The sequence below is a fragment of the Oryzobacter telluris genome (assembly GCF_043099285.1).
GTDB lineage: Bacteria > Actinomycetota > Actinomycetes > Actinomycetales > Dermatophilaceae > Oryzobacter > Oryzobacter telluris.
In genome coordinates this window covers 2,227,611-2,251,983 of the sequence record NZ_CP170723.1, presented here as the reverse complement: position 1 = coordinate 2,251,983, position 24,373 = coordinate 2,227,611, and the positions used below count along the sequence as shown (strand labels likewise).

General features: G+C 73.4%; 25 protein-coding genes and 1 tRNA gene. 10 read left to right on the top strand and 16 right to left on the bottom strand.

What is annotated here, in order from left to right:
* Positions 1-72 precede the first annotated feature (72 nt).
* Both metH and ACFLFB_RS10300 read left to right on the top strand, forming a co-directional pair.
* Positions 73-3,861, top strand: coding sequence for a methionine synthase (metH, locus tag ACFLFB_RS10305; RefSeq protein ID WP_392542083.1), 3,789 nt, complete (start codon positions 73-75; stop codon positions 3,859-3,861).
* Positions 3,862-3,993: 132 nt separating this feature from the next.
* Complete coding sequence (locus tag ACFLFB_RS10300; protein ID WP_392542082.1) at positions 3,994-4,839, top strand: RecB family exonuclease; 846 nt, start codon at positions 3,994-3,996, stop codon at positions 4,837-4,839.
* Positions 4,840-4,843: 4 nt separating this feature from the next.
* On the opposite strand, the gene ACFLFB_RS10295 is transcribed toward ACFLFB_RS10300, so the two are convergent.
* Positions 4,844-5,512, bottom strand: coding sequence for an HAD family hydrolase (locus tag ACFLFB_RS10295; protein WP_392542081.1), 669 nt, complete (start codon positions 5,510-5,512; stop codon positions 4,844-4,846).
* Positions 5,513-5,564: 52 nt separating this feature from the next.
* On the opposite strand from ACFLFB_RS10295, the gene ACFLFB_RS10290 reads away from it, so the two are divergent.
* A complete protein-coding gene (locus ACFLFB_RS10290; protein WP_392542080.1) occupies positions 5,565-6,419 on the top strand; it encodes a PAC2 family protein in 855 nt (284 codons plus the stop codon).
* A gap of 25 nt (positions 6,420-6,444) precedes the next feature.
* Here ACFLFB_RS10290 and mshC read toward each other — a convergent pair whose 3' ends face one another.
* The 8 genes from mshC to ACFLFB_RS10250 all read right to left on the bottom strand — a co-directional run bounded on the left by mshC (position 6,445) and on the right by ACFLFB_RS10250 (position 12,359).
* Positions 6,445-7,698: a cysteine--1-D-myo-inosityl 2-amino-2-deoxy-alpha-D-glucopyranoside ligase gene (mshC, locus tag ACFLFB_RS10285; RefSeq protein ID WP_392542079.1), complete on the bottom strand. Its 1,254-nt coding sequence runs from the start codon at positions 7,696-7,698 to the stop codon at positions 6,445-6,447.
* Positions 7,699-7,745: 47 nt separating this feature from the next.
* Positions 7,746-8,546 (bottom strand): SCO1664 family protein, encoded by an 801-nt coding sequence (locus ACFLFB_RS10280; protein ID WP_392542078.1) that lies wholly within the window; start codon positions 8,544-8,546, stop codon positions 7,746-7,748.
* Complete coding sequence (locus tag ACFLFB_RS10275) at positions 8,524-9,033, bottom strand: DUF3090 domain-containing protein (RefSeq protein WP_392542077.1); 510 nt, start codon at positions 9,031-9,033, stop codon at positions 8,524-8,526. Before ACFLFB_RS10275 ends, ACFLFB_RS10280 begins: the two co-directional genes overlap by 23 nt.
* A gap of 10 nt (positions 9,034-9,043) precedes the next feature.
* Complete coding sequence (locus tag ACFLFB_RS10270; protein WP_392542076.1) at positions 9,044-9,775, bottom strand: energy-coupling factor ABC transporter ATP-binding protein; 732 nt, start codon at positions 9,773-9,775, stop codon at positions 9,044-9,046.
* Positions 9,772-10,533: a cobalt ECF transporter T component CbiQ gene (cbiQ, locus tag ACFLFB_RS10265; RefSeq protein WP_392542075.1), complete on the bottom strand. Its 762-nt coding sequence runs from the start codon at positions 10,531-10,533 to the stop codon at positions 9,772-9,774. The genes ACFLFB_RS10270 and cbiQ overlap by 4 nt, the downstream gene beginning before the upstream one ends.
* A gap of 1 nt (position 10,534) precedes the next feature.
* A complete protein-coding gene (locus tag ACFLFB_RS10260; protein ID WP_392542074.1) occupies positions 10,535-10,873 on the bottom strand; it encodes a PDGLE domain-containing protein in 339 nt (112 codons plus the stop codon).
* Entirely contained in the window at positions 10,870-11,559 is a 690-nt protein-coding gene (locus tag ACFLFB_RS10255) for an energy-coupling factor ABC transporter permease (RefSeq protein ID WP_392542073.1), read from the bottom strand. The genes ACFLFB_RS10260 and ACFLFB_RS10255 overlap by 4 nt, the downstream gene beginning before the upstream one ends.
* Before the next feature lie 107 nt (positions 11,560-11,666).
* Entirely contained in the window at positions 11,667-12,359 is a 693-nt protein-coding gene (locus ACFLFB_RS10250; RefSeq protein WP_392542072.1) for an MSMEG_4193 family putative phosphomutase, read from the bottom strand.
* A 92-nt stretch (positions 12,360-12,451) separates the two neighbouring features.
* On the opposite strand from ACFLFB_RS10250, the gene corA reads away from it, so the two are divergent.
* Positions 12,452-13,429, top strand: coding sequence for a magnesium/cobalt transporter CorA (gene corA / locus ACFLFB_RS10245; protein WP_392542071.1), 978 nt, complete (start codon positions 12,452-12,454; stop codon positions 13,427-13,429).
* A 6-nt stretch (positions 13,430-13,435) separates the two neighbouring features.
* Here the strand turns inward: corA and ACFLFB_RS10240 are convergent, their stop codons facing one another.
* On the bottom strand, positions 13,436-14,299 hold the full coding sequence (locus ACFLFB_RS10240; protein ID WP_392542070.1) for an undecaprenyl-diphosphate phosphatase: 864 nt from the start codon (positions 14,297-14,299) through the stop codon (positions 13,436-13,438).
* 28 nt (positions 14,300-14,327) lie between these two features.
* Positions 14,328-15,383, bottom strand: coding sequence for an LLM class F420-dependent oxidoreductase (locus ACFLFB_RS10235; protein WP_392542069.1), 1,056 nt, complete (start codon positions 15,381-15,383; stop codon positions 14,328-14,330).
* Positions 15,384-15,425: 42 nt separating this feature from the next.
* Here ACFLFB_RS10235 and ACFLFB_RS10230 point away from each other — a divergent pair, with 42 nt between their 5' ends.
* Positions 15,426-16,370 (top strand): aldo/keto reductase, encoded by a 945-nt coding sequence (locus ACFLFB_RS10230; RefSeq protein ID WP_392542068.1) that lies wholly within the window; start codon positions 15,426-15,428, stop codon positions 16,368-16,370.
* A 27-nt stretch (positions 16,371-16,397) separates the two neighbouring features.
* On the opposite strand, the gene ACFLFB_RS10225 is transcribed toward ACFLFB_RS10230, so the two are convergent.
* On the bottom strand, positions 16,398-16,775 hold the full coding sequence (locus ACFLFB_RS10225) for a hypothetical protein (protein ID WP_392542067.1): 378 nt from the start codon (positions 16,773-16,775) through the stop codon (positions 16,398-16,400).
* Between the two features lie 37 nt (positions 16,776-16,812).
* On the opposite strand from ACFLFB_RS10225, the gene ACFLFB_RS10220 reads away from it, so the two are divergent.
* Entirely contained in the window at positions 16,813-17,010 is a 198-nt protein-coding gene (locus ACFLFB_RS10220; RefSeq protein WP_392542066.1) for a DUF5703 family protein, read from the top strand.
* A gap of 22 nt (positions 17,011-17,032) precedes the next feature.
* Here the strand turns inward: ACFLFB_RS10220 and ACFLFB_RS10215 are convergent, their stop codons facing one another.
* The gene (locus tag ACFLFB_RS10215) at positions 17,033-18,367 is read right to left on the bottom strand and encodes a M20/M25/M40 family metallo-hydrolase (RefSeq protein ID WP_392542065.1); all 1,335 of its coding nucleotides are present in this window, start codon (positions 18,365-18,367) and stop codon (positions 17,033-17,035) included.
* Between the two features lie 10 nt (positions 18,368-18,377).
* Positions 18,378-19,760 carry an FGGY family carbohydrate kinase gene (locus ACFLFB_RS10210; RefSeq protein WP_392542064.1) on the bottom strand — a complete coding sequence of 461 codons (1,383 nt, stop codon included), beginning with the start codon at positions 19,758-19,760 and terminating at the stop codon, positions 18,378-18,380.
* Between the two features lie 23 nt (positions 19,761-19,783).
* Between ACFLFB_RS10210 and ACFLFB_RS10205 the strand changes: the two genes are divergently transcribed.
* Together ACFLFB_RS10205 and ACFLFB_RS10200 are read left to right on the top strand one after the other, a co-directional pair.
* Positions 19,784-20,803, top strand: a complete 1,020-nt coding sequence (locus ACFLFB_RS10205; protein WP_392542063.1) for a hypothetical protein — start codon at positions 19,784-19,786, stop codon at positions 20,801-20,803.
* Between the two features lie 135 nt (positions 20,804-20,938).
* Positions 20,939-21,027: transfer RNA gene (locus ACFLFB_RS10200), tRNA-Leu, on the top strand.
* A gap of 70 nt (positions 21,028-21,097) precedes the next feature.
* Here ACFLFB_RS10200 and ACFLFB_RS10195 read toward each other — a convergent pair.
* Entirely contained in the window at positions 21,098-22,600 is a 1,503-nt protein-coding gene (locus ACFLFB_RS10195; RefSeq protein ID WP_392542062.1) for a protein kinase domain-containing protein, read from the bottom strand.
* An 80-nt stretch (positions 22,601-22,680) separates the two neighbouring features.
* Here ACFLFB_RS10195 and ACFLFB_RS10190 point away from each other — a divergent pair, with 80 nt between their 5' ends.
* Together ACFLFB_RS10190 and ACFLFB_RS10185 are read left to right on the top strand one after the other, a co-directional pair.
* The gene (locus tag ACFLFB_RS10190) at positions 22,681-23,445 is read left to right on the top strand and encodes a HipA family kinase (RefSeq protein ID WP_392542061.1); all 765 of its coding nucleotides are present in this window, start codon (positions 22,681-22,683) and stop codon (positions 23,443-23,445) included.
* Entirely contained in the window at positions 23,442-23,819 is a 378-nt protein-coding gene (locus tag ACFLFB_RS10185; protein WP_392542060.1) for a DUF3037 domain-containing protein, read from the top strand. Before ACFLFB_RS10190 ends, ACFLFB_RS10185 begins: the two co-directional genes overlap by 4 nt.
* Here ACFLFB_RS10185 and ACFLFB_RS10180 read toward each other — a convergent pair.
* Positions 23,816-24,370: an AAA family ATPase gene (locus ACFLFB_RS10180; protein ID WP_392542059.1), complete on the bottom strand. Its 555-nt coding sequence runs from the start codon at positions 24,368-24,370 to the stop codon at positions 23,816-23,818. The two genes, ACFLFB_RS10185 and ACFLFB_RS10180, sit on opposite strands and share 4 nt — an antisense overlap.
* Positions 24,371-24,373: the final 3 nt, after the last annotated feature.

Here is a 24,373-nt window from a genome sequence, read left to right as displayed (position 1 = left end):
GGCACGGACCCTACGGGAGCAGCGGGGCATACTCTCTCCCCGACCCCCGCTGACGACCCGAGGCGATATTTCGTGACACCGCAGCACCGGCCCGACGCCACCGCCGACCTCACCGAAGCCCTGCGCGAGCGGGTGCTGGTCCTCGACGGGGCCATGGGGACGATGATCCAGGGCCACGGCCTGTCCGAGGCCGACTACCGCGGCGAGCGCTTCGCCGACCACCCGAGCGACGTCATGGGCAACAACGACCTGCTGTCGATGACCCAGCCCGAGATCATCGGCGACATCCACCGCGCCTACCTCGAGGCCGGGGCCGACCTCGTCGAGACCAACACCTTCAACGCGCAGAAGATCTCCCTCGCCGACTACGGGATGGAGGAGCTCGCCTACGAGATGAACGTGGCCGCCGCCTCCATCGCCCGCGCCGAGGCCGACGCGATGACGGAGAAGACCCCGGACCGCCCGCGCTGGGTGCTCGGCGCCATCGGCCCGACGAACCGCACCGCGTCGATCTCCCCCGACGTCAACGACCCCGGCGCCCGCAACGTCACCTTCGACGAGCTCGTCGAGGCGTACACCGAGCAGGCCCGCGGCCTCGTCGACGGCGGCGCCGACGTCCTCCTCGTCGAGACGATCTTCGACACCCTCAACGCCAAGGCCGCGATCTTCGCCCTCGAGACGCTCTTCGAGGAGCACGACCGCCGCTGGCCGGTGATGATCTCGGGCACGATCACCGACGCGTCCGGACGCACCCTGTCCGGCCAGGTGACCGAGGCGTTCTGGTACTCGGTGCGCCACGCGCGGCCGCTGTCGATCGGCCTGAACTGCGCCCTCGGTGCCGGTGAGCTGCGGCCCTACATCGCCGAGCTCTCGCGCCTGGCCGACTGCTTCGTCTCGGCCCACCCCAACGCCGGTCTGCCCAACGCCTTCGGCGAGTACGACGAGACCCCTGACCAGATGTCGCGGGTCGTCGGCGAGTTCGCCTCGGCCGGGCTCGTCAACATCGTCGGCGGCTGCTGCGGCACGACCCCCGAGCACATCGCCGCCATCGCCGCGGCGGCCTCCGGAGGCGTCCCCCGCGAACCGGCCGAGGTGCCGACCGCGCTGCGCCTCTCCGGGCTCGAGCCGGTCGTCATCGACGAGTCCAGCCTGTTCGTCAACGTGGGCGAGCGCACCAACATCACCGGGTCGGCCCGCTTCCGCCGCCTCATCCAGGAGGACGACTACAACACCGCGCTCGGCGTCGCCCGCCAGCAGGTCGAGGCCGGCGCCCAGGTCATCGACGTGAACATGGACGAGGGGATGATCGACGGCGTCGCGGCGATGGACCGCTTCCTCAAGCTCGTCGCCACCGAGCCCGACATCTGCCGGGTGCCCCTCATGATCGACTCCTCCAAGTGGGAGGTCATCGAGGCGGGCCTGAAGGTCACCCAGGGCAAGCCGATCATCAACTCGATCTCGATGAAGGAGGGCGAGGACGCGTTCCGGAACCACGCCCGCCTCGCCCGCAAGTACGGGGCCGCGGTCGTCGTCATGGCCTTCGACGAGGAGGGCCAGGCCGACTCGCTCGAGCGCCGCAAGGTCATCACCGAGCGGGCCTACCGGATCCTCACCGAGGAGGTCGGCTTCCCGCCGCAGGACATCATCATCGACCCCAACATCTTCGCGGTGGCCACGGGGATCGAGGAGCACGCGGCGTACGGCACCGACTTCATCGAGGCCACCCGCTGGATCAAGGGCAACCTCCCCCACGTCCTCGTCTCCGGTGGCGTGTCGAACGTGTCGTTCAGCTTCCGCGGCAACAACGCGGTGCGCGAGGCGATCCACGCGGTCTTCCTGTTCCACGCCATCAAGGCCGGCATGGACATGGGCATCGTCAACGCCGGTGCGCTGCAGGTCTACGACACCGTCGACGTCAAGCTGCGCGACGCCATCGAGGACGTCGTGCTCAACCGTCGCGAGGACGCCACCGAGCGCCTGCTCGCCATCGCCGAGGACTACCGGACCGCCGGCAACGAGGAGGACCCGGCCGCTGCGGAGTGGCGCTCCCTCCCCGTGCGCGAGCGGATCACCCACGCGCTCGTCAAGGGCATCGACGACCACGTCGTCGACGACACCGAGGAGCTGCGGGTCGAGATCGACGAGGCCGGCGGTCGCCCCCTCGAGGTCATCGAGGGCCCGCTCATGGACGGCATGAACGTCGTCGGCGACCTCTTCGGCGACGGCAAGATGTTCCTCCCCCAGGTCGTGAAGTCCGCGCGCGTGATGAAGAAGGCCGTCGCGCACCTCATCCCGTACATCGAGGCCGAGAAGGACCCCGCCGCCCGCAAGAAGAGCAAGGGCCTGGTCGTCATGGCGACGGTCAAGGGCGACGTCCACGACATCGGCAAGAACATCGTCGGGGTCGTCCTGCAGTGCAACGGCTACGACGTCGTCGACCTCGGGGTCATGGTGCCCGCGCAGAAGATCCTCGACACCGCCAAGGAGGTCGACGCCGACATCATCGGGCTGTCCGGCCTCATCACCCCGAGCCTGGACGAGATGGTCCGGGTCGCGGCGGAGATGGCGCGCCAGGGCTTCGAGATCCCACTGATGATCGGGGGCGCCACCACCTCGCGCGCGCACACGGCGGTGAAGGTCGACCAGCAGTACGAGCACCCGGTCGTCTGGGTGAAGGACGCCTCCCGCTCGGTCCCCGTCGTCAGCCAGCTGATGTCGGAGATCCACCGCGAGTCCTTCCTCGAGGGCATCGTCAAGGACTACGACTCGATCCGCGCGCGGCATGCCGCCAAGACCGGCGAGCGCCCCCTGGCGTCCTACGAGGACGCGAAGGCCAACGCCCCCACCATCGACTGGGCGTCCTATCGGCCGATGCGCCCGCACCTGCTCGCCCAGCAGGCCGGCGACCGGTGGTCGGGCAAGCGCGACGACCACTGGCACCGCGCCGCCACGCAGTTCACCCGCGTGTGGGAGGACTTCCCGCTCGGTGAGCTGCGCCGCTACATCGACTGGACGCCGTTCTTCCTCGCGTGGGAGATGAAGGGGCGCTACCCCGACATCCTCACCAACCCGGCGACCGCCGAGGAGGCCCGCAAGCTCCTCGACGACGCCAACCGGATGCTCGACAGGATCGAGCGCGAGAAGTGGCTCACCGCGCGCGGGGTGGCCGGGTTCTTCCCGGCAGCATCGGTCGGCGACGACATCGAGGTCTACGCCGACGAGGACCGCACCACGGTGCTCACGACCCTGCACGGCCTGCGCCAGCAGGGGCAGCACCGCGAGGGCGTGGCCAACAAGTGCCTCTCCGACTACGTCGCGCCGAAGGAGACCGGTCTCGCCGACCACGTCGGGGCGTTCTCGGTGACCACGGGCATCGGCATCGAGGAACGGCTCCAGGCCTTCAAGGACGACAACGACGACTACTCGGCGATCCTCCTCGAGGCGCTGGCCGATCGGCTCGCCGAGGCGTTCGCGGAGCGGCTGCACGAGAAGGTCCGTCGCGAGCTGTGGGGCTACGCGCCGAACGAGCGGCTCGACGTCGACGGGCTCATCAAGGAGAAGTACGACGGCATCCGCCCGGCCCCGGGCTACCCGGCCTGCCCCGAGCACACCGAGAAGGAGACCCTCATGGCCCTCCTCGGCGGCGAGGAGCGCACGGGGGTCCGGCTCACCGAGTCGATGGCGATGTGGCCGGGTGCGTCGGTGTCCGGGTGGTACTTCGCCCACCCCGACAGCCAGTACTTCGTCGTCGGGCGGCTCGGCCGCGACCAGGTCGAGTCGTACGCCGAGCGCAAGGGCTGGGACCTGCGCACGGCCGAGCGCTGGCTCGGCTCCAACCTCGGCTACCACCCCGAGGACTGACGCCTCCGCTCCATCCCCGGAACGTGGGTGAAGACCGTCGGCATACCGACGGGCTTCACCCACGTTCCGTGTTCTCGGGCGGGCTGGGGATGTCGACGCGGGGATGTCGGCGCGGCCGCCTACGGTGACCCCATGACCCCAGCCCTGTCGCCGAGCCGCGCCGCGGACTTCAAGCAGTGTCCGCTGCTGTTCCGGTTCCGGACCATCGACAAGCTCGAGGGTCCGCCGTCGCAGGCGGCCGCGCGCGGCACGCTGGTCCACGCCGTGCTCGAGCACCTCTTCGACCTCCCGGCGGCCGAGCGCACCACCGAGGCGGCGGCCGCCCTGCTCGAGCCGCGCTGGCGGGCCCTGGTCGACGAGCGCCCCGAGCTCGGCACGATGATCGCCGACGACGAGCAGCTCACCGAGGAGGCGTGGTTCGCCGGCGCCCGCACGCTCGTGGAGCAGTGGTTCGACCTCGAGGACCCCACCCGGCTCGAACCGGCGGCGCGCGAGCTCTACGTCGAGACCGAGATCGAGGGCCTCACCCTGCGCGGCTACGTCGACCGGCTCGACGTCGCCCCCGACGGCGCGATGCGGGTCGTCGACTACAAGACCGGCCGCTCCCCAAGCGAGCTGTTCGAGGCCAAGGCGCTGTTCCAGATGAAGTTCTACGCCTTGGTGCTCTGGCGCATCCACGGCGAGGTGCCCAAGCTGCTCCAGCTCGTCTACCTCGGCAACGGCGAGGTCGTGCGCTACACCCCCGACGAGCACGACCTGCTCGCCATCGAGCGCAACATCCGGGCCATCTGGGACGCCGTGGTGCGCAACGCGCAGACCGGCGACTGGAGGCCGCGCACCTCGCGCCTGTGCGACTGGTGCGACTTCCGCGACCTGTGCCCGGCCTGGGGTGGTACTCCCCCGCCGCTGCCCGAAGGCGCGTCGAGCATCGCGCTCGACCCCGCGAACAGCGGTGGGGTGCAGCCGGACGAGGAGTGAGGCCTCAGCCGCCGCTGCGGACGGTGGCCGCGTGCTGCGCGAGCAGCTCGGGGGTGATGCCGGCCAGCGAGTCGAGGTGCACCGCACCAGCCTGCTCGGGCACCGGCACGACGTGGGGCACGGCGATCGTGGGGACGCCGGCGGCGACGGCAGACCGGACCCCGGTGGGCGAGTCCTCGATGGCCACGCAGTCCGCGGCCTCGACCCCGAGCAGGCGCGCGGCCGCCCGGTAGGGCTCCGGGTGCGGCTTGCCGTGCGAGACCTCGTCGCCCGTGACGACGGCGGCGAAGGACCCCTCGGGCAGCGCCGAGACGACGGCATCGGCGAGGCTGCGCCACGACATCGTCACCAGGGCGCTGGGGACGCCGGCCTCGGCGAGGGAGGCGAGCAGCTCACGGGCGCCGGGGCGCCACGGCACGTGCTCGCGCACCCGCGCGACGACGCGCGCCAGGAGCTCGTCGATGATCTGCTCGGGGCTCCACGGGACGTTGCCGTGCTCCTTGATGAAGACCGCCGAGACCATGAGGTCGTTGCCGACGAGCTGGTGGGCGTACTCGTCGCTCCACGTCCCGCCGTGCTCCTCGACGATGGCGTGCTCGGCGGAGATCCAGTAGGGCTCGGTGTCGACGAGGGTTCCGTCCATGTCCCAGAGAACGGCTGCGGGGAGGCTCACGGGAGACCACTCTAGGGAGCCGTAGGGTGGTGCTCTGACGAGAGGAGGCGCGGTGATCGAGCTGGAGGACCTGCCCGAGCTGCACGACGCGGTGATGATCGCGGCGTTCGAGGGGTGGAACGACGCCGGTGAGGCCGCCAGTGCCGTCATCGAGCACCTCGCGGAGGTCTTCGACGCCGAGGTGGTCGCCGCGCTCGACCCGGAGGACTACTACGACTTCCAGGTCAACCGGCCGCGGGTCGTCCTCGAGAACGGCCGTCGCCGGATCAGCTGGCGCACCACCCGCGTCCTCATCGCCACGAACACCCCGCTGGGGCGCGACGTCGTCCTCGTGCAGGGCGTCGAGCCCTCGTTCCGCTGGCGCGCGTTCGCCATCGAGCTGATGGAGCTCGCCCAGGCCGCCGACGTGTCCATGGTCATCACCCTCGGTGCGCTCATGGCCGACGTCGCCCACAGCCGCCCCATCCCCGTCACGGCGACCTCCGACCACGAGGACACCCGCCACCGCCACGACCTCGAGATGAGCACGTACGAGGGCCCCACGGGCATCGTCGGCGTGCTGGCCGACGCCGCCACCCAGGTGGGCGTGCCGTCGGTGTCCTGCTGGGCCGCGGTCCCGCACTACGCCGGGCACAGCCCGTCGCCGAAGGCCACGGCCGCGCTCGTCAGCCGGATCGAGGAGCTCCTCGACGCGCCGATCGAGCACGGAGAGCTCGACGAGGACGCCCACGCGTGGGAGCGCGGCATCGACGAGCTCGCGCAGTCCGACGCCGAGGTCGCCGAGTACGTCGAGTCGCTCGAGGAGGCCCAGGACACCGCAGACCTCCCCGAGGCGAGCGGCGACGCCATCGCCAAGGAGTTCGAGAAGTACCTGCGCCGTCGCGGCACCGACGAGCCGCAGCAGTAGCCGAGCACTTGCCTCGGCCTCGTGCTCAGAGGCGGATGCCGAGGACGGCGTCGACGGTGCGCGACACCAGGCCGGGCGCCCCCTGCTCGTCCCACGCGCCGCCGAGGGTCTTCTCGGCCCAGGCGTCCACGGCGGCGAGCGCCCGCGGGGTGTCGAGGTCGTCGGCGACCGCGGCCCGGACCTCGGCGATGGTGTCGGTGGCGTCAGCGCCCAGGTTCACCGACAGCGCCTCGCGCCACCGGTCCAGGCGGGCCTGCGCGGTCTCGAGGAGGTCGGGGGTGTACTCCCAGTCGCGGCGGTAGTGCCGGGCGAGGAGGACGAGCCGGATCGCCATCGGGTCGACCCCGTCGGCGCGCAGCTTCGAGACGAGGACGAGGTTGCCCTTGGACTTGCTCATCTTCGCGCCCTCGAAGCCCACCATCGCCTGGTGGACGTAGTGCCGTGCGAAGACCGCGTCGCCGGTGAGCGCGGTGGCCTGCACGGCGCTCATCTCGTGGTGCGGGAAGACGAGGTCGCTGCCGCCGCCCTGGACGTCGATGGCGTCGCCGAGCCGGTCCAGCGCGATGGCGGTGCACTCGACGTGCCAGCCGGGGCGGCCCGCGCCGAGCACCTCGTCGTCCCACGACGGCTCACCCTCGCGGTGCGCCCGCCACAGCAGGGGGTCGAAGGGGTCGCGCTTGCCCGCGCGGTCGGGGTCTCCCCCGCGCTCGGCGAACACCTCGGCCATCTGCTCACGGGTCCAGCCCGAGACCGACCCGAAGTCGGGGGTGGTCGCGAGGTCGAGGTAGACGTCGGAGCCGCTGCCCTCGCCGTCGGGGACCGGGACGAGGTAGGCGCGGCCGCGCTCGAGGAGGTCGCGCACGGCCGCCGCGATCTGCGGCATGGCCTCGACGACGCCGACGTAGTGGTCCGGGGGCAGCACGGCGAGGGCGGTCATGTCCTCGCGGAAGAGGTCGATCTCGGCCGTGGCCAGCTCGCGCCAGTCACGCCCGTCCCGGGCGGCGCGCTCGAGCAGCGGGTCGTCGACGTCGGTGACGTTCTGCACGTAGGCGACCTCGTGCCCGGCGTCGCGCAGGGCACGGCCGACGAGGTCGAAGGTCACGTACGTGGCCGCGTGCCCGAGGTGGGTCGCGTCGTACGGGGTGATGCCGCAGACGTACAGGCGCGCCGTGGGTCCGGGGTCGACCGGGCGCACGGAGGCGCTCTGCGTGTCGAACAGGCGGAGGGGTTCGCCGTGGCCGGGCACGGCCGGGACGAAGGGGGCGGGCCACGACTTCACCGGGCAAGCCTACGGTGCGCCACCCACGCCTTCGGTCGCCGGTCGGCCTAGAGGGCGGGCCACGGGATGGCGGGCCAGCCCGGTGAGGGCAGCGGGTGCCGGCGGGTGCGCAGCAGGTGCTCGGTCCGGGCCTGCAGCGCCTCGACCTCGGGGACGGTGAGGAGCTCGTGGAGGGCGTCGGTGAGGTCACCCCGCAGGGCGTCGCGCAGGGCCTCGACCCGGGCCAGGTCGGTGTCGAGGACGTCCTGTCCGGCCCAGCCCCACAGCACGGTGCGCAGCTTCGGCTCGACCCCGAGGCTCACCCCGTGGTCGCACCCCCGCACGCCGTCACCGTCGCGCAGCAGGTGCCCGCCCTTGCGGTCGGAGTTGTTGAGCACGGCGTCGAGCACGGCCACGGTCCGCAGGGCGGGGTGCGGGGCGTGCGAGACGACCACCGGTTCGCCGTCGGGGGTCTCCCCCGACAGCACGACGACCCAGCCGTCGGGCACGTCGGCCGCGGACGTGACGTCGACGAGCGGCTCCGGCTCGCCCTCCACCGGGCCGACCCAGAGCTGCACCGAGCCGCGGCCGTGCGGTCCGTCGCGCAGGACGGTGGGGGGCACGACGTCGAACCCACCGGCGGCGCTGACGAGGTAGGCGGCCCGCTCCCTCGCGACGAGGGTGCCGTCGGGGTAGTCCCACAGGCGCCGCTCGGTGAGCTCGGGCTTGTGGATGACGAGGACGCCGTCCGCACCGTCGTCGACCGAGCAGAGGAGGGCGCCGTTGGAGGAGTCCGCGAGCCGGCCGACCGGGGTGAGGTCGCCCGCGGTCAGGACCTGCTCGAGCTCAGCGTCGGTAGCCGTTGGCACGAGGGCAGATGTGGCCGGTGGGGTCGAGCGGCTGGCCGCAGAACGGGCAGGCCGGGCGCCCCGCGGAGACCACGGCGCCGCACCGGCGGGCGAAGGCCCGAGCCGCCTCGGGCGTCAGGACCACCCTGAGGGTCTGGAGGGACTCCTCGGGCGCCTCCTCGGGGTCGGCGTCGTGGCACTCGATGACGACCGACGCCCGCTGGGTGTCCCAGGTGAGCGCGAGGGTGTCGACGCGGAACTCGTCCTCGATGGGGGTGGCGAGCGGGTCGGTGTCGCCCGGGCCCAGCACCTCGGTCGCGGTCCCCTCGGCGTGCGCGTCGAGGAGGTCGTTGACGCGGTCCGCGAGGACGCTCACCTGGACCTTCTCGAGCGAGACCGAGACGAGCCGGCCCTCGCCACTGGCCTGGAGGAAGAAGGTGCGTCCCCCGGGAGGCCCGACGGTGCCGGCGACGAAGCGCTCCGGCGGGTCGAAGACGGTTGCTGCCATGGACGACACCCTAGATCGAGAACCCGACGGGCAGCTCGAGGCGGTGGCGCGCCATGAGGTCTGCGTCGCTCAGCACCTCGCGCGTCGGGCCGTCGGCGACGACCGTGCCCCCCGACAGCACCACCGACCGGGAGCACAGCTCGAGGGCGTACGGGAGGTCGTGGGTCACCATGAGCAGCGTCACCGGGAGCCCGCGCAGGATGTCGGCGAGCTCACGGCGCGACGCGGGGTCGAGGTTCGACGACGGCTCGTCGAGGACGAGGATCTCGGGGCGCATCGCCAGCACCGTGGCGATCGCGACCCGTCGGCGCTGCCCGAAGGACAGGTGGTGCGGGGCCCGGTCGGCCAGGTCGGCCACGCCGACGGCCGCCAGCGCCTCGGTCACGCGGGCGTCGAGCTCGGCCCCGCGGATCCCGAGGTTGGCCGGGCCGAAGGCGACGTCGTCGCGCACCGTGGGCATGAAGAGCTGGTCGTCCGGGTCCTGGAAGACCAGCCCGACCCGGCGCCGCACCTCGAGCAGGTTGGCGTCGGTGACCGGCAGGCCGGAGACCGTGACCGACCCGTGCCCGGGCTTCAGGACCCCGTTGAGGTGGAGGACGAGGGTCGTCTTGCCCGCCCCGTTGGGCCCGAGGAGGGCGACCCGCTCCCCCGGGTGCACGTGGAGGTCGACGCCGAACAGGGCCTGGTGACCGCCCGGGTAGGCGTAGGCCACCTGCCGCAGGTCGAGGACGGGGACGCTCACGCGGCACGCACCGCCACCGAGACCACGCCCGCGACGAGGGCGGGCGCCAGCGCGAGGGCCCACTGGGCGGGACCTGCCGACAGCGGGTGCGTGACCGGGAGCCGCCCGCTCCACCCCCGGCTCACCATCGCCAGGTGCACCCGCTCCCCCCGCTCGTAGCTGCGGATGAAGAGGGCGCCGGTGCTCGCCGCCAGGGCCGGCCAGGCCCGCACCGAGCGCGGGGTGAACCCGCGCGAGGCGCGCGCGACCTTCATCCGGCGCATCTGGTCGCCGACGACGTCGACGTAGCGGACCATGAACGACACGATGAGGACGAGCGGGTCGGGGACCCGCAGGTGCTGCAGGGCGTGCACGAGGTCGCGCGGGCGGGTGGTGACGGCGAACGTCACCGCGGCGACGACCCCGCACGTCCCCTTGAGCAGCAGGGCGACCGCCGCCGCCAGGCCCGCCTCGGACACCCGGAACGGGCCGAGGTCGACGCGCGGGCCGACCGCCACGAAGGGCAGCACCACCGCGAACACGGCGAAGGGCGTCTCGACCGCCAGCCGCGGCAGGAGGTGGCGCGGCGGGACCCGGGTGCCCAGCAGCACCGCGAGCGCGACGACGAGGAGGCCGAGGAGCGCGCGGTAGGCCCCAGGGGGCACCGAGACGACGAGGAGCACGAAGGCGACCAGCCCGACGAGCTTGGCGTGCGGCGGCAGGCGGTGGAGCGCGGTGTCGCCGTCGACGTGCAGGTGGGAGGAGTGGCCCGACCCCACGTCAGTCCCGCCGGCGCCGCGCGAGGCGGCGCAGCAGGACGACGAGCGCGGCCATGACCAGGCCCGTGGCCAGGACGCCCGCGACTCCCGCGAGGCCCCCGGACACCCGGGCGTCGGAGACACCACGCACGGTGTAGCCGGCCAGCGGCGAGCCCGCGGTGGCGGAGGAGCGGGCGGCGTCGCCGAACCCCAGGGTGCGCGAGACGAACTCGAGGCCGTCGGGGTGGCCCGAGGCGTAGAAGGAGACGACGGCGGCGAGGAGCAGGCTGACGGCGAGGCCGACGACGACCACCGTCCGCGTGCTGGCGCGACGGGTGGCCGGCCGCGTGGGGGCGCTCACCGCACGACCTCGGGCGTCCGCAGCTCGAGGGCGGGCAGCGTGCCGCGGGCGCCGCGCACGAGGTCGGGACGGGCGGCGAGGATGCTCGACACCGCGAACACGGTGATGAGCGCCTCCCCCAGCCCGATGAGGACGTGCCAGCCGCCCATCGTCAGGGCGAACGTCGAGAGCGGGATCGGCACGGCACCGCCGACGGCGTAGAGGCCGACGAAGGCGAGGGCAGCGCCCGGGACGCTGACGAACGCCCCGACACCGGCGGCGACCGGCACCGACCACACGCGCGTCGGCAGCAGCGCCAGCGCGACGCGGAAGGCGCCGTAGCCGACCCACACGGCGACGACGCCCATGAGCAGCACGTTGCTGCCGATGGCGGAGACGCCGCCGTCGGCGAAGAGGAAGGCCTGCACGGCGAGCACGACCGTGAGGCAGAGGGTGGCGGTGGCGGGGCCGACGAGCACGGCCGCGAGCACGGCGCCGATGAGGTGGCCGGAGGTCCCGGCGCCCACGGGGAAGTTCAGCATCTGGGAGGCGAAGACGAACACGGCGACGAGGCCGGCCAGCGGGGCCGTGCGGTCGTCGACCTCCTCCTTGGCAGCCCGCGCCAGCGAGCCGGCGACCGCCACCCCGGCGACGGCCAGCGTGGCGACCGACGTCGTGGCGTCGAGGAAGCCGTCGGGGACGTGCATGGGCGCTCCTGGTGGTCGGGTCAGGTCTGCGCGAGGCCGACGTCGTGCTCCGTCCACACCGCTTGTTGCACATTATTCGCAACAGCGGCGCCGATCAAGGCCGGGGGTCAGCCGGCGCCGCCGCCGACCTCGGAGTCACCTGGCGGGGCGTGCCGTGGCCGCGCCACGAGTGGGCCGAGGTCGCCGAGCACGGTGTTGCTCGCGAGCAGCACCATCCGGGTCGCGGTGATGTGCACGGCGGTCACGCTGCCGGGGTCGACGCGCACCCGCTGGAGGCCGGCGAGTCCGGCCCCCACGGCCTCCGCGACCACTGACTTGATGGGGTCGCCGTGGCTGACCGCGAGCCACACGGCATCAGCCCCGTGCTCGGCCTCGACCTCGGCGTCGAGCGCCCGCACTCCCCCGATGACGCGGGCTGCCATGTCCCCCAACGACTCCGACGCGAAGTCGTCGTGCGGCGGGAACATCGCGTTGGCGGGGTCGTCCTGCACGACGCGCCACAGCGGGTCCTTGGCGGCGTCGGCGAGGCGGCGTCCCGTCCATCCGCCGTAGTGGCACTCGCCCAGCCGCTCGTCCGTCGTCACGCCGTGGTCGGGCAGCGCCAGGGCCACCGTCTCCAGGCAGCGCTGGAGCGGACTCGAGACGGCGCGCGCCACGGTGATGGGCGCCAGCCGCTCCCCCACGCGCCCGGCCTGCTCGCGCCCGGTGTCGGTGAGTCCGATCCCCTCGCTCCACCCCGCGAGGACGCCCGCGGCGTTGGCGGTCGAGTGACCGTGACGCAGGAGCAGGACGGTGGCCACGAGGCCCAACTGTAGGTGTCCGCGACGACGGCCGACCGGCGCGCCGTCGGGAAGTCGTCCGCGCGGTCCCGCCCAGCCGCACAATGGGCGACGTGATCGTGGACCAGGCCCTCTACCTCGGCGGCACGCGGATGCCGTGCGGCGACCTCAGCGACGAGCTGGCGGCCATCCGCGCCACCGGGGACCCCGGCGACTTCCTGTGGATCGGGCTCAAGGACCCCACCCAGGCCGAGTTCGACGACGTCGACGACGAGCTGCAGCTGCACCCGCTCGCCGTGGAGGACGCGGTCAAGGGCCGCCAGCGCGCCAAGATCGAGCTCTACGACACCACGGTCTTCGTCGTCCTCAAGCCGCTGCGGTACGTCGAGGAGACCTCCGACATCGAGACCGGCGAGCTCATGGTCTTCGTCGGCGACCGGTTCGTCGTCACCGTGCGCCGGGGCGAGGCGGGCCCGCTCGCCGGCCTGCGCCACGAGCTCGAGGCCCAGCCCGACCGGCTGCGGCTGGGACCGATGGCCGTCCTCCACGCGATCATGGACGGCGTCGTCGACAGCTACCGCGCCATCGACGAGGAGATCGGCACCGACCTCGACGAGATCGAGACCCGGGTGTTCTCGGGCGACCCGATGGACTCGGCGGCCATCTACCGGCTCAAGCGCGAGGTGCTGGAGTTCCGCCGGGCGGCGGCCCCCTTGTCGGTCCCGCTCCAGCTGCTGCACCGCTCCGACCGCAGCCCCGTGCCCGAGGGCGAGCTGCGCCTTCTCATGCGCGACGTCGCCGACCACCTGCACGGCGTCATCGACCACGTCGAGTCCTACGACCGGCTGCTCACCGACGTCCTCGGTGCGCACCTGGCCCAGATCTCGGTGCAGCAGAACGCCGACATGCGCCGCATCTCGGCGTGGGTCGCCATCGCCGCGGTGCCGACGATGATCGCCGGCGTCTACGGGATGAACTTCGACAACATGCCCGAGCTGCGCTGGCAGTACGGATACTTCATCGTGCTCGCCGTGATGGGCGTGGCGTGCGGCGGGCTCTACCGGGCCTTCCGGAAGTCCGGCTGGCTCTGACCCGGGTCAGGTGGCCGCGATCCAGCCGGCCGACAGGGCGATGGCGACGAGGACGCCGAGGGCGACGCGGTACCAGATGAAGGGCCGCAGCGAGTTGGACGCGACGAACTTCAGCAGCCACGCGATCGAGGCGTAGGCCGTCCCGAAGGCCACGACGATGCCGACGAGCATCTGCCCGACACCGAGCGCCACGACGTCGTCGAAGCCGCGGGCGAGCTCGAACAGGCCGGCCGCGGTGAGTGCGGGGATCGCCATGAAGAACGACAGCTCGGTGGCGGTGACCCGGTCGATGCCGCGCATCAGCCCGGCCGAGATGGTGGCGCCGGAGCGCGAGACGCCCGGGATGAGCGAGAAGCACTGCACGAGACCGATGACGAGCCCGTCCCTGACGGTCACGCCGTGCTCGTCGCGCTGCCGGCCCTGCTTCTCCAGGACGTCGTGTCGCTGCTCGGCGACCCAGATGACGATGCTCCACAGCACGAGCGCCGCCGCGACGACCCACAGGCTGCGCAGCGCCCCGGAGATGACGTCGCGGGCCAGGAAGCCGACGACGCCCACGGGCAGCGAGCCGACGATGACCGCCCACGCGAGGGTGTAGTCGGGGTCCTCGCGCTTCTCCGCGGTCAGCAGTCCGTTGACCCACGCCATGAACAGCCGGGCGATCTTCCTCGCGAAGTAGAGGAAGGTCGCCGCGATGGCGCCGACCTGGATGATCGCCGTGTAGGCCGTGACCGCCTTGTCGTCGACCGGCAGGCCGAGCAGCTGCTCGGCGATGGTCAGGTGACCGGTGGAGGAGATCGGGAGGAACTCGGTGAGTCCCTCGACGATCCCGAGGATGACGGCCTGGAGGTAGCTCAGTTCGACGGGCACGGGGAGCACCCTACGCAGCAGGTCTGGGTCAGGTGAGGGAGGCTGCGGCGTCGGCGACGACACCGAGGACGGCGGCCTGCTCCTGCGGGGTCCGCGCGTACGGCGCGACCGACACGGTGCTCACGCCCGCGGCCGCGTACCGGGCGAGACGCTCGGCGATCCGCGCGGGCGGCCCGACCAGGGCGGTCTGGTCGACGAGCTCGAACGGGACGGCCGCGGCGGCGTCGCGGGGACGCCCCTCGAGGTAGAGGTCCTGGATGCGGTCGGCCGCGTCGTCGAAGCCCATCCGCCGGGCCAGCTGGTTGTAGAAGTTCTGCTCGCGGCTGCCCATGCCACCGATGTAGAGGGCCGTGTAGTCGGCGACGGCGGCGCGACCGGCCTCGAGGTCGTCGGTGACGACGACGGGCACCGTGGCGACGACGTCGAAGCCCGCCATCGGGTCACCCGGCTCCCCCGCGCCAGCCTTCTCCCGGCCGGCGCGCACGGCTGCCATCTGGTCGGCGCAGTGCTCCGGCGACAGGAAGACGGCCAGCCACCCGTCGGCCACCTCCCCGGCGAGGCGCAGGTTCTGCGGTCCGACGGCGGCCAGGTAGATCGGCAGGTCCGGGCGCGGCGGGCGCAAGGTCAGCTTGAGCGCCTTGCCCGGCCCGTCGGGCAGCGGCAGCGTGATGAAGTCGCCGTCGTAGCGCACCTGGTCGCGCCGCAGCGCCATCCTGACGACGTCGACGTACTCGCGAGTGCGGGCCAGGGGGCGGGCGAACCGCACCCCGTGCCAGCCCTCGCTGACCTGCGGCCCCGAGACGCCGAGCCCGAGGAGGAAGCGCCCGTTCGTGAGCGTGTCGAGGGTGGCCGCGGTCATCGCGGTCATCGCGGCGGTGCGCGCGGGGATCTGCATGATGCCCGCGCCGAGGCCGATCGTCTCGGTCTGGGCGCCGAGCCAGGCGAGGACGGTGGGGGCGTCGGACCCGTAGGCCTCGGCGACCCACGCCTGCGCGTACCCGAGGCGCTCGGCCTCCCGGACCAGCTCGACCGTCCCCGGGCCCAGGCCCATTCCCGCGTAACCGCACATGATCCCGAGCCGCATGGCGCCAACGGTATCGAGGTGGCCCCCGATAGGGTCCACGCCATGCTCACCCGCCGTCTCGGGGCCTCCGGACTCACCGTGTCCCGGCTGGCGCTGGGCACCATGGCGTGGGGCACCCGCACCTCCCCCGAGGACGCGAGCGACCTGCTCAGCGCCTTCCGCGCGGCCGGCGGCACCCTCATCGACACGGCCCACGGCTACGCCGGCGGGGTCAGCGAGGAGATCATCGGCGACCTGCTCGAGGGCGCCGACCGCGACGAGGTCGTCATCGTCACGAAGTCGGGGATCAGCCGCGCCACGGGCGCGCGGGTCGTCGACTGCTCGCGCCGGGCGATGCTCGCGCAGCTCGAGACCTCGCTGCGCCGGATGCGCACCGACCACGTCGACGTCTGGGTCGCCCACACCTGGGACGAGAACACCCCGATCGAGGAGACCGTCGACGCGCTGGTGCACGCGCACCGGTCCGGGCGCGCCCGGTACGTGGGGGTGTCGAACCACTCCGGCTGGCAGGCCGCGCGCACGATGTCGCTGCTCGCGCAGGAGAAGGTGCCGCTGGTGGCGAACTCGGTCGAGTACAGCCTCGTGGCGCGCTCACCCGAGCGCGAGCTCGTCGACGCCGCCGCCCACCTCGGGTTCGGGCTGCTCCCCTGGTCACCGCTGGGCCGAGGCGTCCTCGCGGGTCGCTACCGCACCACGGTCGCCGCGGACTCCCGGCTCGCCTCCGACGAGTTCGCCCGGTTCGCGGGGCGGCACGTCGGCGACCACACGCGCGGCGTCGTCGACGCCGTGCACACCGCGGCGAAGGGCCTCGGTGTCTCCCCCGCCGTCGTCGCCCTCGCCTGGGTCCGCGACCGGCCGGGCGTCATCGCGCCGATCATCGGTCCGCGCACGCCGAAGCAGCTCGCCGCGCTGCTCGAGTCCGAGGACGTCCAACTGCCCGACCAGATCGTCGTGGCGCTCGACGAGGTCTCGGCCGAGCACGGCTGAGGCCTCTGGGCTGGGCAGCCCTGCGGCTCAGCGGTTCCGGTCGTCCTCGTACTCGATGTCGTCGTCGAGGCCGGTGAACAGGCGGGTGTCGTCGCCGTCCTCGTCGTCGTGGTCGTCGAGCTCGTCGCCGTCCTCGCCGTCGCCGTCCGGGTCGTCCCCGTCGGTTTCGTCGTCATCTTCATCGTCATCGTCACCGGCCTCATCGCCGGTGTAGATGTCGAGGGGGGTCATCTCCCCGTAGGCGTCGTAGAGGGCGCCGTCGTACTCCTCGAAGGCGTCAGCGAGGTCCTCGTACGCCGCGACGACCGTGGGGTCGTCCTCGCCGTGGCGGGTGCTGCTGGCCTCGAGGTGGCGCTCGAGAGCGGCAACGAGCTGGGTCAGTGCGGCACGCGGGTCGGCGGACATGGTTCCGACCGTACCGGTCCTGGAGCACAATGTGGCGGTGGTCGAGTACGAGTACCTCGTCCTGTCGTTCGGACGGGACACGCAGCGGGGCGACATCCGGCGCCGGCTGACCGAGCACGCCGAGTACGGCCGCTGGGAGCTGGAGCGCTCCGTGGTCTACGTCGGGGGCCGGACGCGGACCTGGTTGCGGCGCCGCATCATCCGGCCACGACACGCCGGCATCACCCACGGCTGACGCCGCGCCCGGGCGTGGCGCGTCAGCAGGTCTCCAGCAGCCGCAGGAGCACCCGCGCGCCGAAGTGGAGCGACTCCACGGGCACCCGCTCGTCGATGCCGTGGAACATCGGCGCGAAGTCGAGGTCGGCCGGCAGCCGCAGGGGGGCGAACCCGTAGCCGGTGACGCCGAGCAGCGACAGCGCCTTGTTGTCGGTGCCTCCGGAGAGGCAGTAGGGCAGCACCTCGGCGTCGGGGTCCTCGGTGCGCAGGGCCGCGACCATGGCCTCGACGAGGGCGCCCTCGAACGGCGCGTCGAGCGCGATGTCGCGGTGCAGCACCTCGACGTCGACGTGCTCGCCCGCCAGCTCGCGGATGGTGGCGAGCAGGTCCTCCTCGTGGCCGGGGAGGAAGCGGCAGTCGACGTTGGCTGACGCGTGCTGGGGGACGACGTTGTGCTTGTAGCCGGCGTCGAGCATGGTGACGTTGCTCGTGTCCTGGAGCGTGCCGCGCACGAACCCCTGCGCCCCGCCGAGGTGGGCGAGCAGCTCCTCGAGGTCCTCGTCGGACCAGCCGGTGCCGGTGAGCTCGGAGAGGCCGTCGAGCAGGGTGCGCACCGACGGGATGTACTCGCGCGGCCACTTGTGGGCGGCGATCCGGGCGATGGCCTCGGCGAGGCGGACGATCGCGTTCTCGTCGTTGGGGACCGAGCCGTGGCCGGCGCGGCCGTGGGCCGTCATCCGCAGCCAGGCGATGCCCTTCTCGGCGGTCTGGAGCAGGTAGGTGCGCCGCTCCTTCCCCTCCTTGTCGGTGAGGGTGACGCTGTACCCGCCGACCTCGCTGATCGCCTCGGTGACGCCCTCGAAGAGCTCGGGGTGCTGGCCCACGAGGAAGTGCGACCCCTTGGTGCCGCCGGCCTCCTCGTCGGCGAAGAAGGCGACGACGAGGTCACGCGGCGGCACCGTGCCGGTGCGAGCCAGGTGCCGGACGACCGACAGGATCATCGCGTCCATGTCCTTCATGTCGACCGCGCCGCGGCCCCAGATGCAGCCGTCGCGCTCCTCACCCGCGAACGGGTCGACCGACCAGTCCGCGGCGTTGGCGGGCACGACGTCGAGGTGGCCGTGGACGCACAGCGCCCCCCGCTCGCGGTCGGCACCGGGGATCCGGACGACGACGCTGACCCGGCCCGGGTCGCTCTCGAAGGTCTGTGGCTCGAGCCCCACCTCCCGCAGCTGCTCGACGACGTAGGCCGCGGCCGCGGCCTCCCCCGGCCCGCTGCCGTCGCCGTAGTTGCTCGTGTCGATGCGGATGAGCTCGCGGCAGATCCGGACGACCTCGTCCTCGGGACGGCTGGTGGCGGTGTCGGTGGCGGTCATGGGTTCCACCCTAGGCGCGTGGCGGGCCGAACCAGCCGGGGGCAGGACCGCGCTGTCGCGTCGGGTCGGTGCCGTCCCCCTGCTCCGCCGCCCAGCGCCCGAAGCGGGCCGAGCCGACGGCGCCGGGCTCGTCGAGGGCGACCACGGTCATCCGCGCCGCGAGGTCGCGGCGGCTGTCCAGGACGGTCGCCAGGTGCGCCCAGCCGCCCGTCACGACGAGGTGGTCGACCGACCCGCCGGCCTCGCGCACGGCGGCGAGCCGCGACGCCACCCCCTCCCGGAGGACGGCGAGCGCGCCGGCCCACGCCGCCGCCGGGGTCGTGCCATCGGGCCAGGTTGCCGACACACCGCGGTCGGCGTCGAGCGAGGTGCCGGCGAGCCCGACGCCGGGCTCCGGGGCCACACCCCGGGCCGCGGCGTCGAGGGCGAGGCGCTCCTCGCGGGTGCGGGCGCCCAGGCGGGTCAGCACGTGGTCGAGGACGAGGCCCGTGCGCAGCCCGGTGATGACGCAGGTCGCGCCGTCGAGGACGTGGGCGTGGGCCGAGGCGTGGTGCGACACCAGGGTCGCGAGCGCGTCGGGCGGTGGGGGTGCGGCGAGGGTCGCGGTGAGGGCCTCGGCCGTGCCGATCGAGTCGCACACGCTCCCCACCTCCTCCGCGCCCACGGCCACGGCGGCGGCGAGGTGGTCCAGCCCGGCGAGGGTGAGGACGGCTCCGCGGGCGGCGGCCACCGGGTGGTCGGCCCGGACGCTGCCGATCGCCGCTCCGGCGGTGACCACCGGAGGAAGGAGGTCGGTGCCGACCCCGAGCAGCGCGAATGCCGGGGACCACGGGCCGTCGTCGTGCACGTCGCGCAGCCCGGTGCGCCCCGCGAGCGACCGCTCGCAGTTGGCCGGGGCGCCGAGGTGGTGGACCACGGCATCGGCCACCCCGAGCCAGGTGAGGCCGTGCAGGTCGACGCCGCCCTCGTCGCGCAACCAGAGGAGCTTGAACAGCGTCGGCACGGGGCTCACCGACAGGCCGGTCCGGGCGGGGAACAGGGCAGCGAGCCCGGGGTCGAGGGAGGCCGCCTGGTGCGCCCCGCGGGCGTCGTGCCACGCCATCATCCGGCTGCGGACACTGCCGTCGTCGGCGAGGAGGACACCCGACTCCGCGATGGAGCAGACCCCCACCGACCGGACCCGCGCGCCGGGGACGGAGGCACAGACCTCGGCGAGGACGTCGTCGACGTCGGCCAGGAGGGCGGCCACGTCACGCTCCGACCGGTCGGGTCCCGAGGTGTCCCACCGGGTGGGCCGGACCGCGCAGGTGAGGACGGTGCCGTCGTCGTCGACAGCGACCGCCTTGGTGACTGTTGTCCCGCAGTCGATTCCGACGTCAACCCACGTGGCCATGGTGATGGGTACCGTAGGGAGGCATGAGCGACGCGTCAATCCTGTCCGGTCTCGGCACGCTGCGGCGCACCGCACGCATCTCGGACGCCGACGGGTGGATCAGGGTCGCGGCCATCGACCACCCCGAGTCGTACCGCGTGCTCTTCGACGACGACCTCTCGACGGTGACGCACGAGGAGGTCGTGGAGTCCAAGCTCGAGCTGGTGGCGGCGATGGCGCCGCACGCCACCGCGCTCCTCCTCGACCCCGCCACGTCGTTCGCCCAGGCGGTCGCGGGCGGCGCCCTCCCCCGCGACGTCGGCCTCATCTCCGGCCTCGAGGACCTCTATCACGCACCCGGCACGGCCACTGGCTTCGACCTCGAGCTACGGCTCAAGCCCGGCTGGGGACCCGAACGCCTGGCGGCCCTCGGCGCCGATGCCGCGAAGCTCGTCGTCTTCCACCGGCACGACGACCCCGACGAGCTGCAGGAGCGGCACCACGCCGTCGTCGCCGAGGTCGCGGCAGAGTGCACCCGGCTCCAGCTGCCCCTCGTCCTCGAGCCCCTGTGGTTCCCCCGCGAGGGCGAGTCGCTCGAGGACCCCGCCGTGCAGGACACCCGCACCGCGAGCGTCCTCGCGGCCGGCGCCAGCTACCGGCGGGCCGGTGGCGACATCATGAAGATGGAGTTCCCCACGCTCATCGGGACCGAGCACGGTCGGGCACGGGCGGCCGAGGCGTGCGAGGCGCTCGACGCCGCGGTGGACGGGCCGTGGGTCCTGCTGTCGGCCGGGGTGACCTTCGACGGCTTCGCCCAGCAGCTCGAGATCGGGGCGCGGGCCGGCGCCATCGGCTTCATGGCCGGGCGCGCCATCTGGGGCGACGGTGTCGGCCGGTACCCGGCCGAGGTGCGGGCCCAGGGCTGCCGGACGGCGGCCGAGCGGCTCGACCGGCTCGCCGACATCATGGCCGCCCACGGGACGTCGCGACGCGTGGTGAGGCCCTCCCCCGAGCTCGCCGAGGGCATCGGACCGCACTGGTACGAGGGCGCCCTCGACGCCTGACCCCGCGCTCGGCGGCGCCGTCGGGGATCGACCCGGGGACGACCCGCGGGCGACCCCCGCGATTTCGGATCACGCCGCTCACCGTGTAATGTTCCGGTCCGCAGGCAGGCCTCCCCGGCCTGGCCCGCAGCACTCGTCCGGGTGGCGGAATTGGCAGACGCGCTAGCTTGAGGTGCTAGTGCCCTTTATCGGGCATGGGGGTTCAAGTCCCCCCTCGGACACCAGCGAAAGGCCCCGAACCACACGTGGTTCGGGGCCTTCGTCGTGTCGTGGGCTCCGTGGCCGGCGCCGCGGTCAGCTCCCGTCGGCGTACGCCTGGGCCTTGCTGCGCAGGTCGTCGACGAGCGGCTGCAGCTGGGCCTGGGTCTCGGCGGTGACCTTCCCGTCGGCGACGAGCTTGCCCAGCTCCTCGTCGACCTTGTCGGCCTGCTCCACGACCTTGTCGGGCTCGTCGCCGCTGCGCAGGGCCTGGCGCACGTCGCGGACGGCGTCGTTGAGCTTCTTCCCGGCGTCCTTCTCCAGGGCGCCCTGGCTCTCCTGGTCGGCGATCCCGTCGCTGAGGGCCCCGAGCGAGCGCTCGACGTCACCCTGGAGGTCGGCCGTCTCCGACGGCGTCGGGGTCGGCGATGGCTTCTCGGTGGTCGGAGCCGGCGTCGAGGTCGCCGGGGCGGGGGTGGAGGACGCGGGGGTGGTCGATGGCGACGCCCCGGGGTCGCCGGACTCGCCCAGCCCGAGCAGGTTCCACAGCAGCAGGCCGACGGCGACGAGCGCGACGATGCCCAGCAGCCAGGTGAGCGCCGACCCGCCGCCGCCACCACGACGGTCGTCGCGGCGCGGCGCCGTGGTCACGGGTGCCGTGGGAGGTGGCGGCGGGGGGACGCGGTCGAGACGGCGGGTCGCGTCGGCACCGAGGGCGGCGCCCGCGGCACCGGCCGCGGCGGCCGGCAGGACGGTCGTGGCGACCCCTGCGACGGGCTCGCGGTCGCCGAGGGCGGCCGCCACCGCGGCGGCGCCCATCGGGCGGTCGTCGGGGTCCTTCGCGAGCAGCCCGGTGACGACCGCGGCGAGCCAGTCGGGGGTGTCCGGGCGCAGCTCGCGGACGTCGGGCACCGGGTCGTTGGCGTGCATCATCATCGTCGCGACCGGGGTGGGGCCGCGGAACGGCGCGTGGCCGACGAGGAGGGCGTAGAGGACGCACCCGAGCGCGTAGAGGTCGGCGCGGCCGTCGACCCGGCCGCCCAGCGCCTGCTCGGGCGCGAGGTACTCGGCCGTGCCCATGACCGTGTGCGTGGCCGTGAGGGCCTGCGAGCCGGGGGTGTCGCCGAGCTGGGTGATGCCGAAGTCGAGGACGCGGATGCGCCCGTCCTCGGCGTAGGCGATGTTGCCCGGCTTGATGTCGCGGTGCACGAGGCCGCGGGCGTGGGCGGCGTCGAGGGCGGTGGCCACCTGCTCCCCCACGGCGACGACCTCCTCGACCGGCAGCGGTCCCTCACGCAGCCGCTCGGCGAGCGAGGGGCCGGGGAGGAGCTCCATGACGAGGAAGGCGGTGTCGTCCTCGACCCCGCTGTCGTGAACGGTGACGATGCCGGGGTGGTTCAGCCCCGCGGTGGCGCGGGCCTCGCGCTCGAAGCGCGCGGCGCCGGTCTCGTCGTGGACCGACCGCAGGTCGATGGTCTTGATGGCGACCTCGCGGCCGAGGACGGTGTCGGTGCCACGCCAGACCTCGCCCATCCCGCCACGCCCGATGGGCGTCTCGAGGACGTAGCGGCCGGCGAGGCGTCGCTGCTCGGTGCTCACCCCGGCAACCCTACTGGCCTGCGCCGCACCCGTTCGTGGCCGCCGTGCCCCTCCTGCGGGGCGGTGGCTAGCCTGAGGACGTGCTCCCGTCCGTGACCGCCACCCGCTACGTCGTGCCGCTGCGCGAGGGCGGTTCGCTCCCCGGGGTCGTCGAGGCCGACGACCTGGGCACCTACGTCGTGAAGTTCTCCGGCGCCGGTCAGGGGCGCAAGGTCCTCGTCGCCGAGGTCCTCGTCGGGGAGATCGCCCGGCGGGTCGGCATCCCCACGCCCGAGCTCGCCGTCGTCGACCTCCCGCCCGCCATCGCCCGCTACGAGGCCGACGAGGAGGTGCAGGACCTCCTCAACGCCAGCCCCGGTCGCAACCTCGGGGTCGACTTCCTCCCGGGCTCGTTCGGGTACGACGGGTCGCGCCCGCCGTCGGCGGAGGAGGCGGGCGCCATCCTCTGGCTGGACGCCTGGACCGCCAACGTCGACCGCACCTGGGCCAACCCCAACCTCCTCGTCTGGCACGGCCGCACGTGGGCGATCGACCACGGGGCGTCCCTGTGGTTCCACCACGGCTGGCCGAGCCGTCCGCCGAACGTGCGCCGTTTCGTCGAGCAGCCCTTCGACCCCACCGGCCACGTCCTCGCCGCCGTCGCCGACCCGGTCGCCGCGACCCACGAGCGGCTCGGGCCGCTGGTGACTCCCGACGTCGTCGCGGAGGTCGTGGGGCTCGTCCCCGAGGAGTGGCTCGAGACCACCGCGAGCCTTCCCGACACCGAGGCCGTGCGGGCCGCGTACGTCGAGCACCTCACCCTGCGGCTCGCCGAGCCCGCCGCGTGGATCGGGGGCGCGGCATGAGCCACCCCTACCAGTACGTCGTGCTGCGCTTCGTCCCGCGAGTCGACCGCGGCGAGTGCCTCAACGTCGGCGTCGTCGTCCACTCCCAGTCGGCGGGCGTGCTGCGCTGCGCCTGGCACGTCGACGAGCCCCGCATCCGGGCCGTCGCCCCCGACGCCGACCTCGACGCCCTGCGCGCCGCCCTCGAGGCCGTGGGCACGATGTGCGACCGCCCGCCGTCCGAGGTCGATGCCTCGCTCTCCACCCCGGGCAAGCGGTTCGGCTGGATCACGGCGCCGCGCTCCACGGTGCTGCAGCCCGGGCCGGTGCACGGCGGATCGGTGGCCGACCCCGCCGCCGAGGTCGAGCGCCTCCTCGACCGCCTCGTCCGCTAGGAGCCCGGGCGCGTCGGGCCGTCCACCGCGCGGGTGAGGCGTGCCAGCCGGGCCTCGGGTGGTCCGGTGAGCTCGAGGACGCGGGCCGCACCGACGAGGTCTGGGTCCTCGACGAGGTCGAGCAGGGCCGCGTCCATCGCCTCCCGCAGCTCGGGGTCCTCGTCGTCGGGCACCCAGATGCCGGCCGCCGGGTCGAGCGGGAGCACGACGAGGAGGTCGACGTGCCCCATCGCCTCGGCCGACCCGGCCTCCAGCGTCGCGAGGAGCCCGGGCGCCACCGACCCACGACCGAGGTCGTCGAGCGCGCGCAGGTAGGCGAGGAGGTCGAGCGGCCCGCGCTCGGCGACCACGTCGGACCCCGGTCCCCACTCCGTCAGCCGCTCGGCGGCCACGTGCAGCTGGGCGACGAAGGACCAGGCCGACGCCGCGTCCTCCTCGTCGACGAGCTCGAACGGGTCCGGGAGGACGACGTACGTGGGGTGGGCGAGCGCGAAGTCCGACACGAGCGTCGACTTGCCGACGGCGTGCGTCCCGGAGACGACGATCCGCACCGC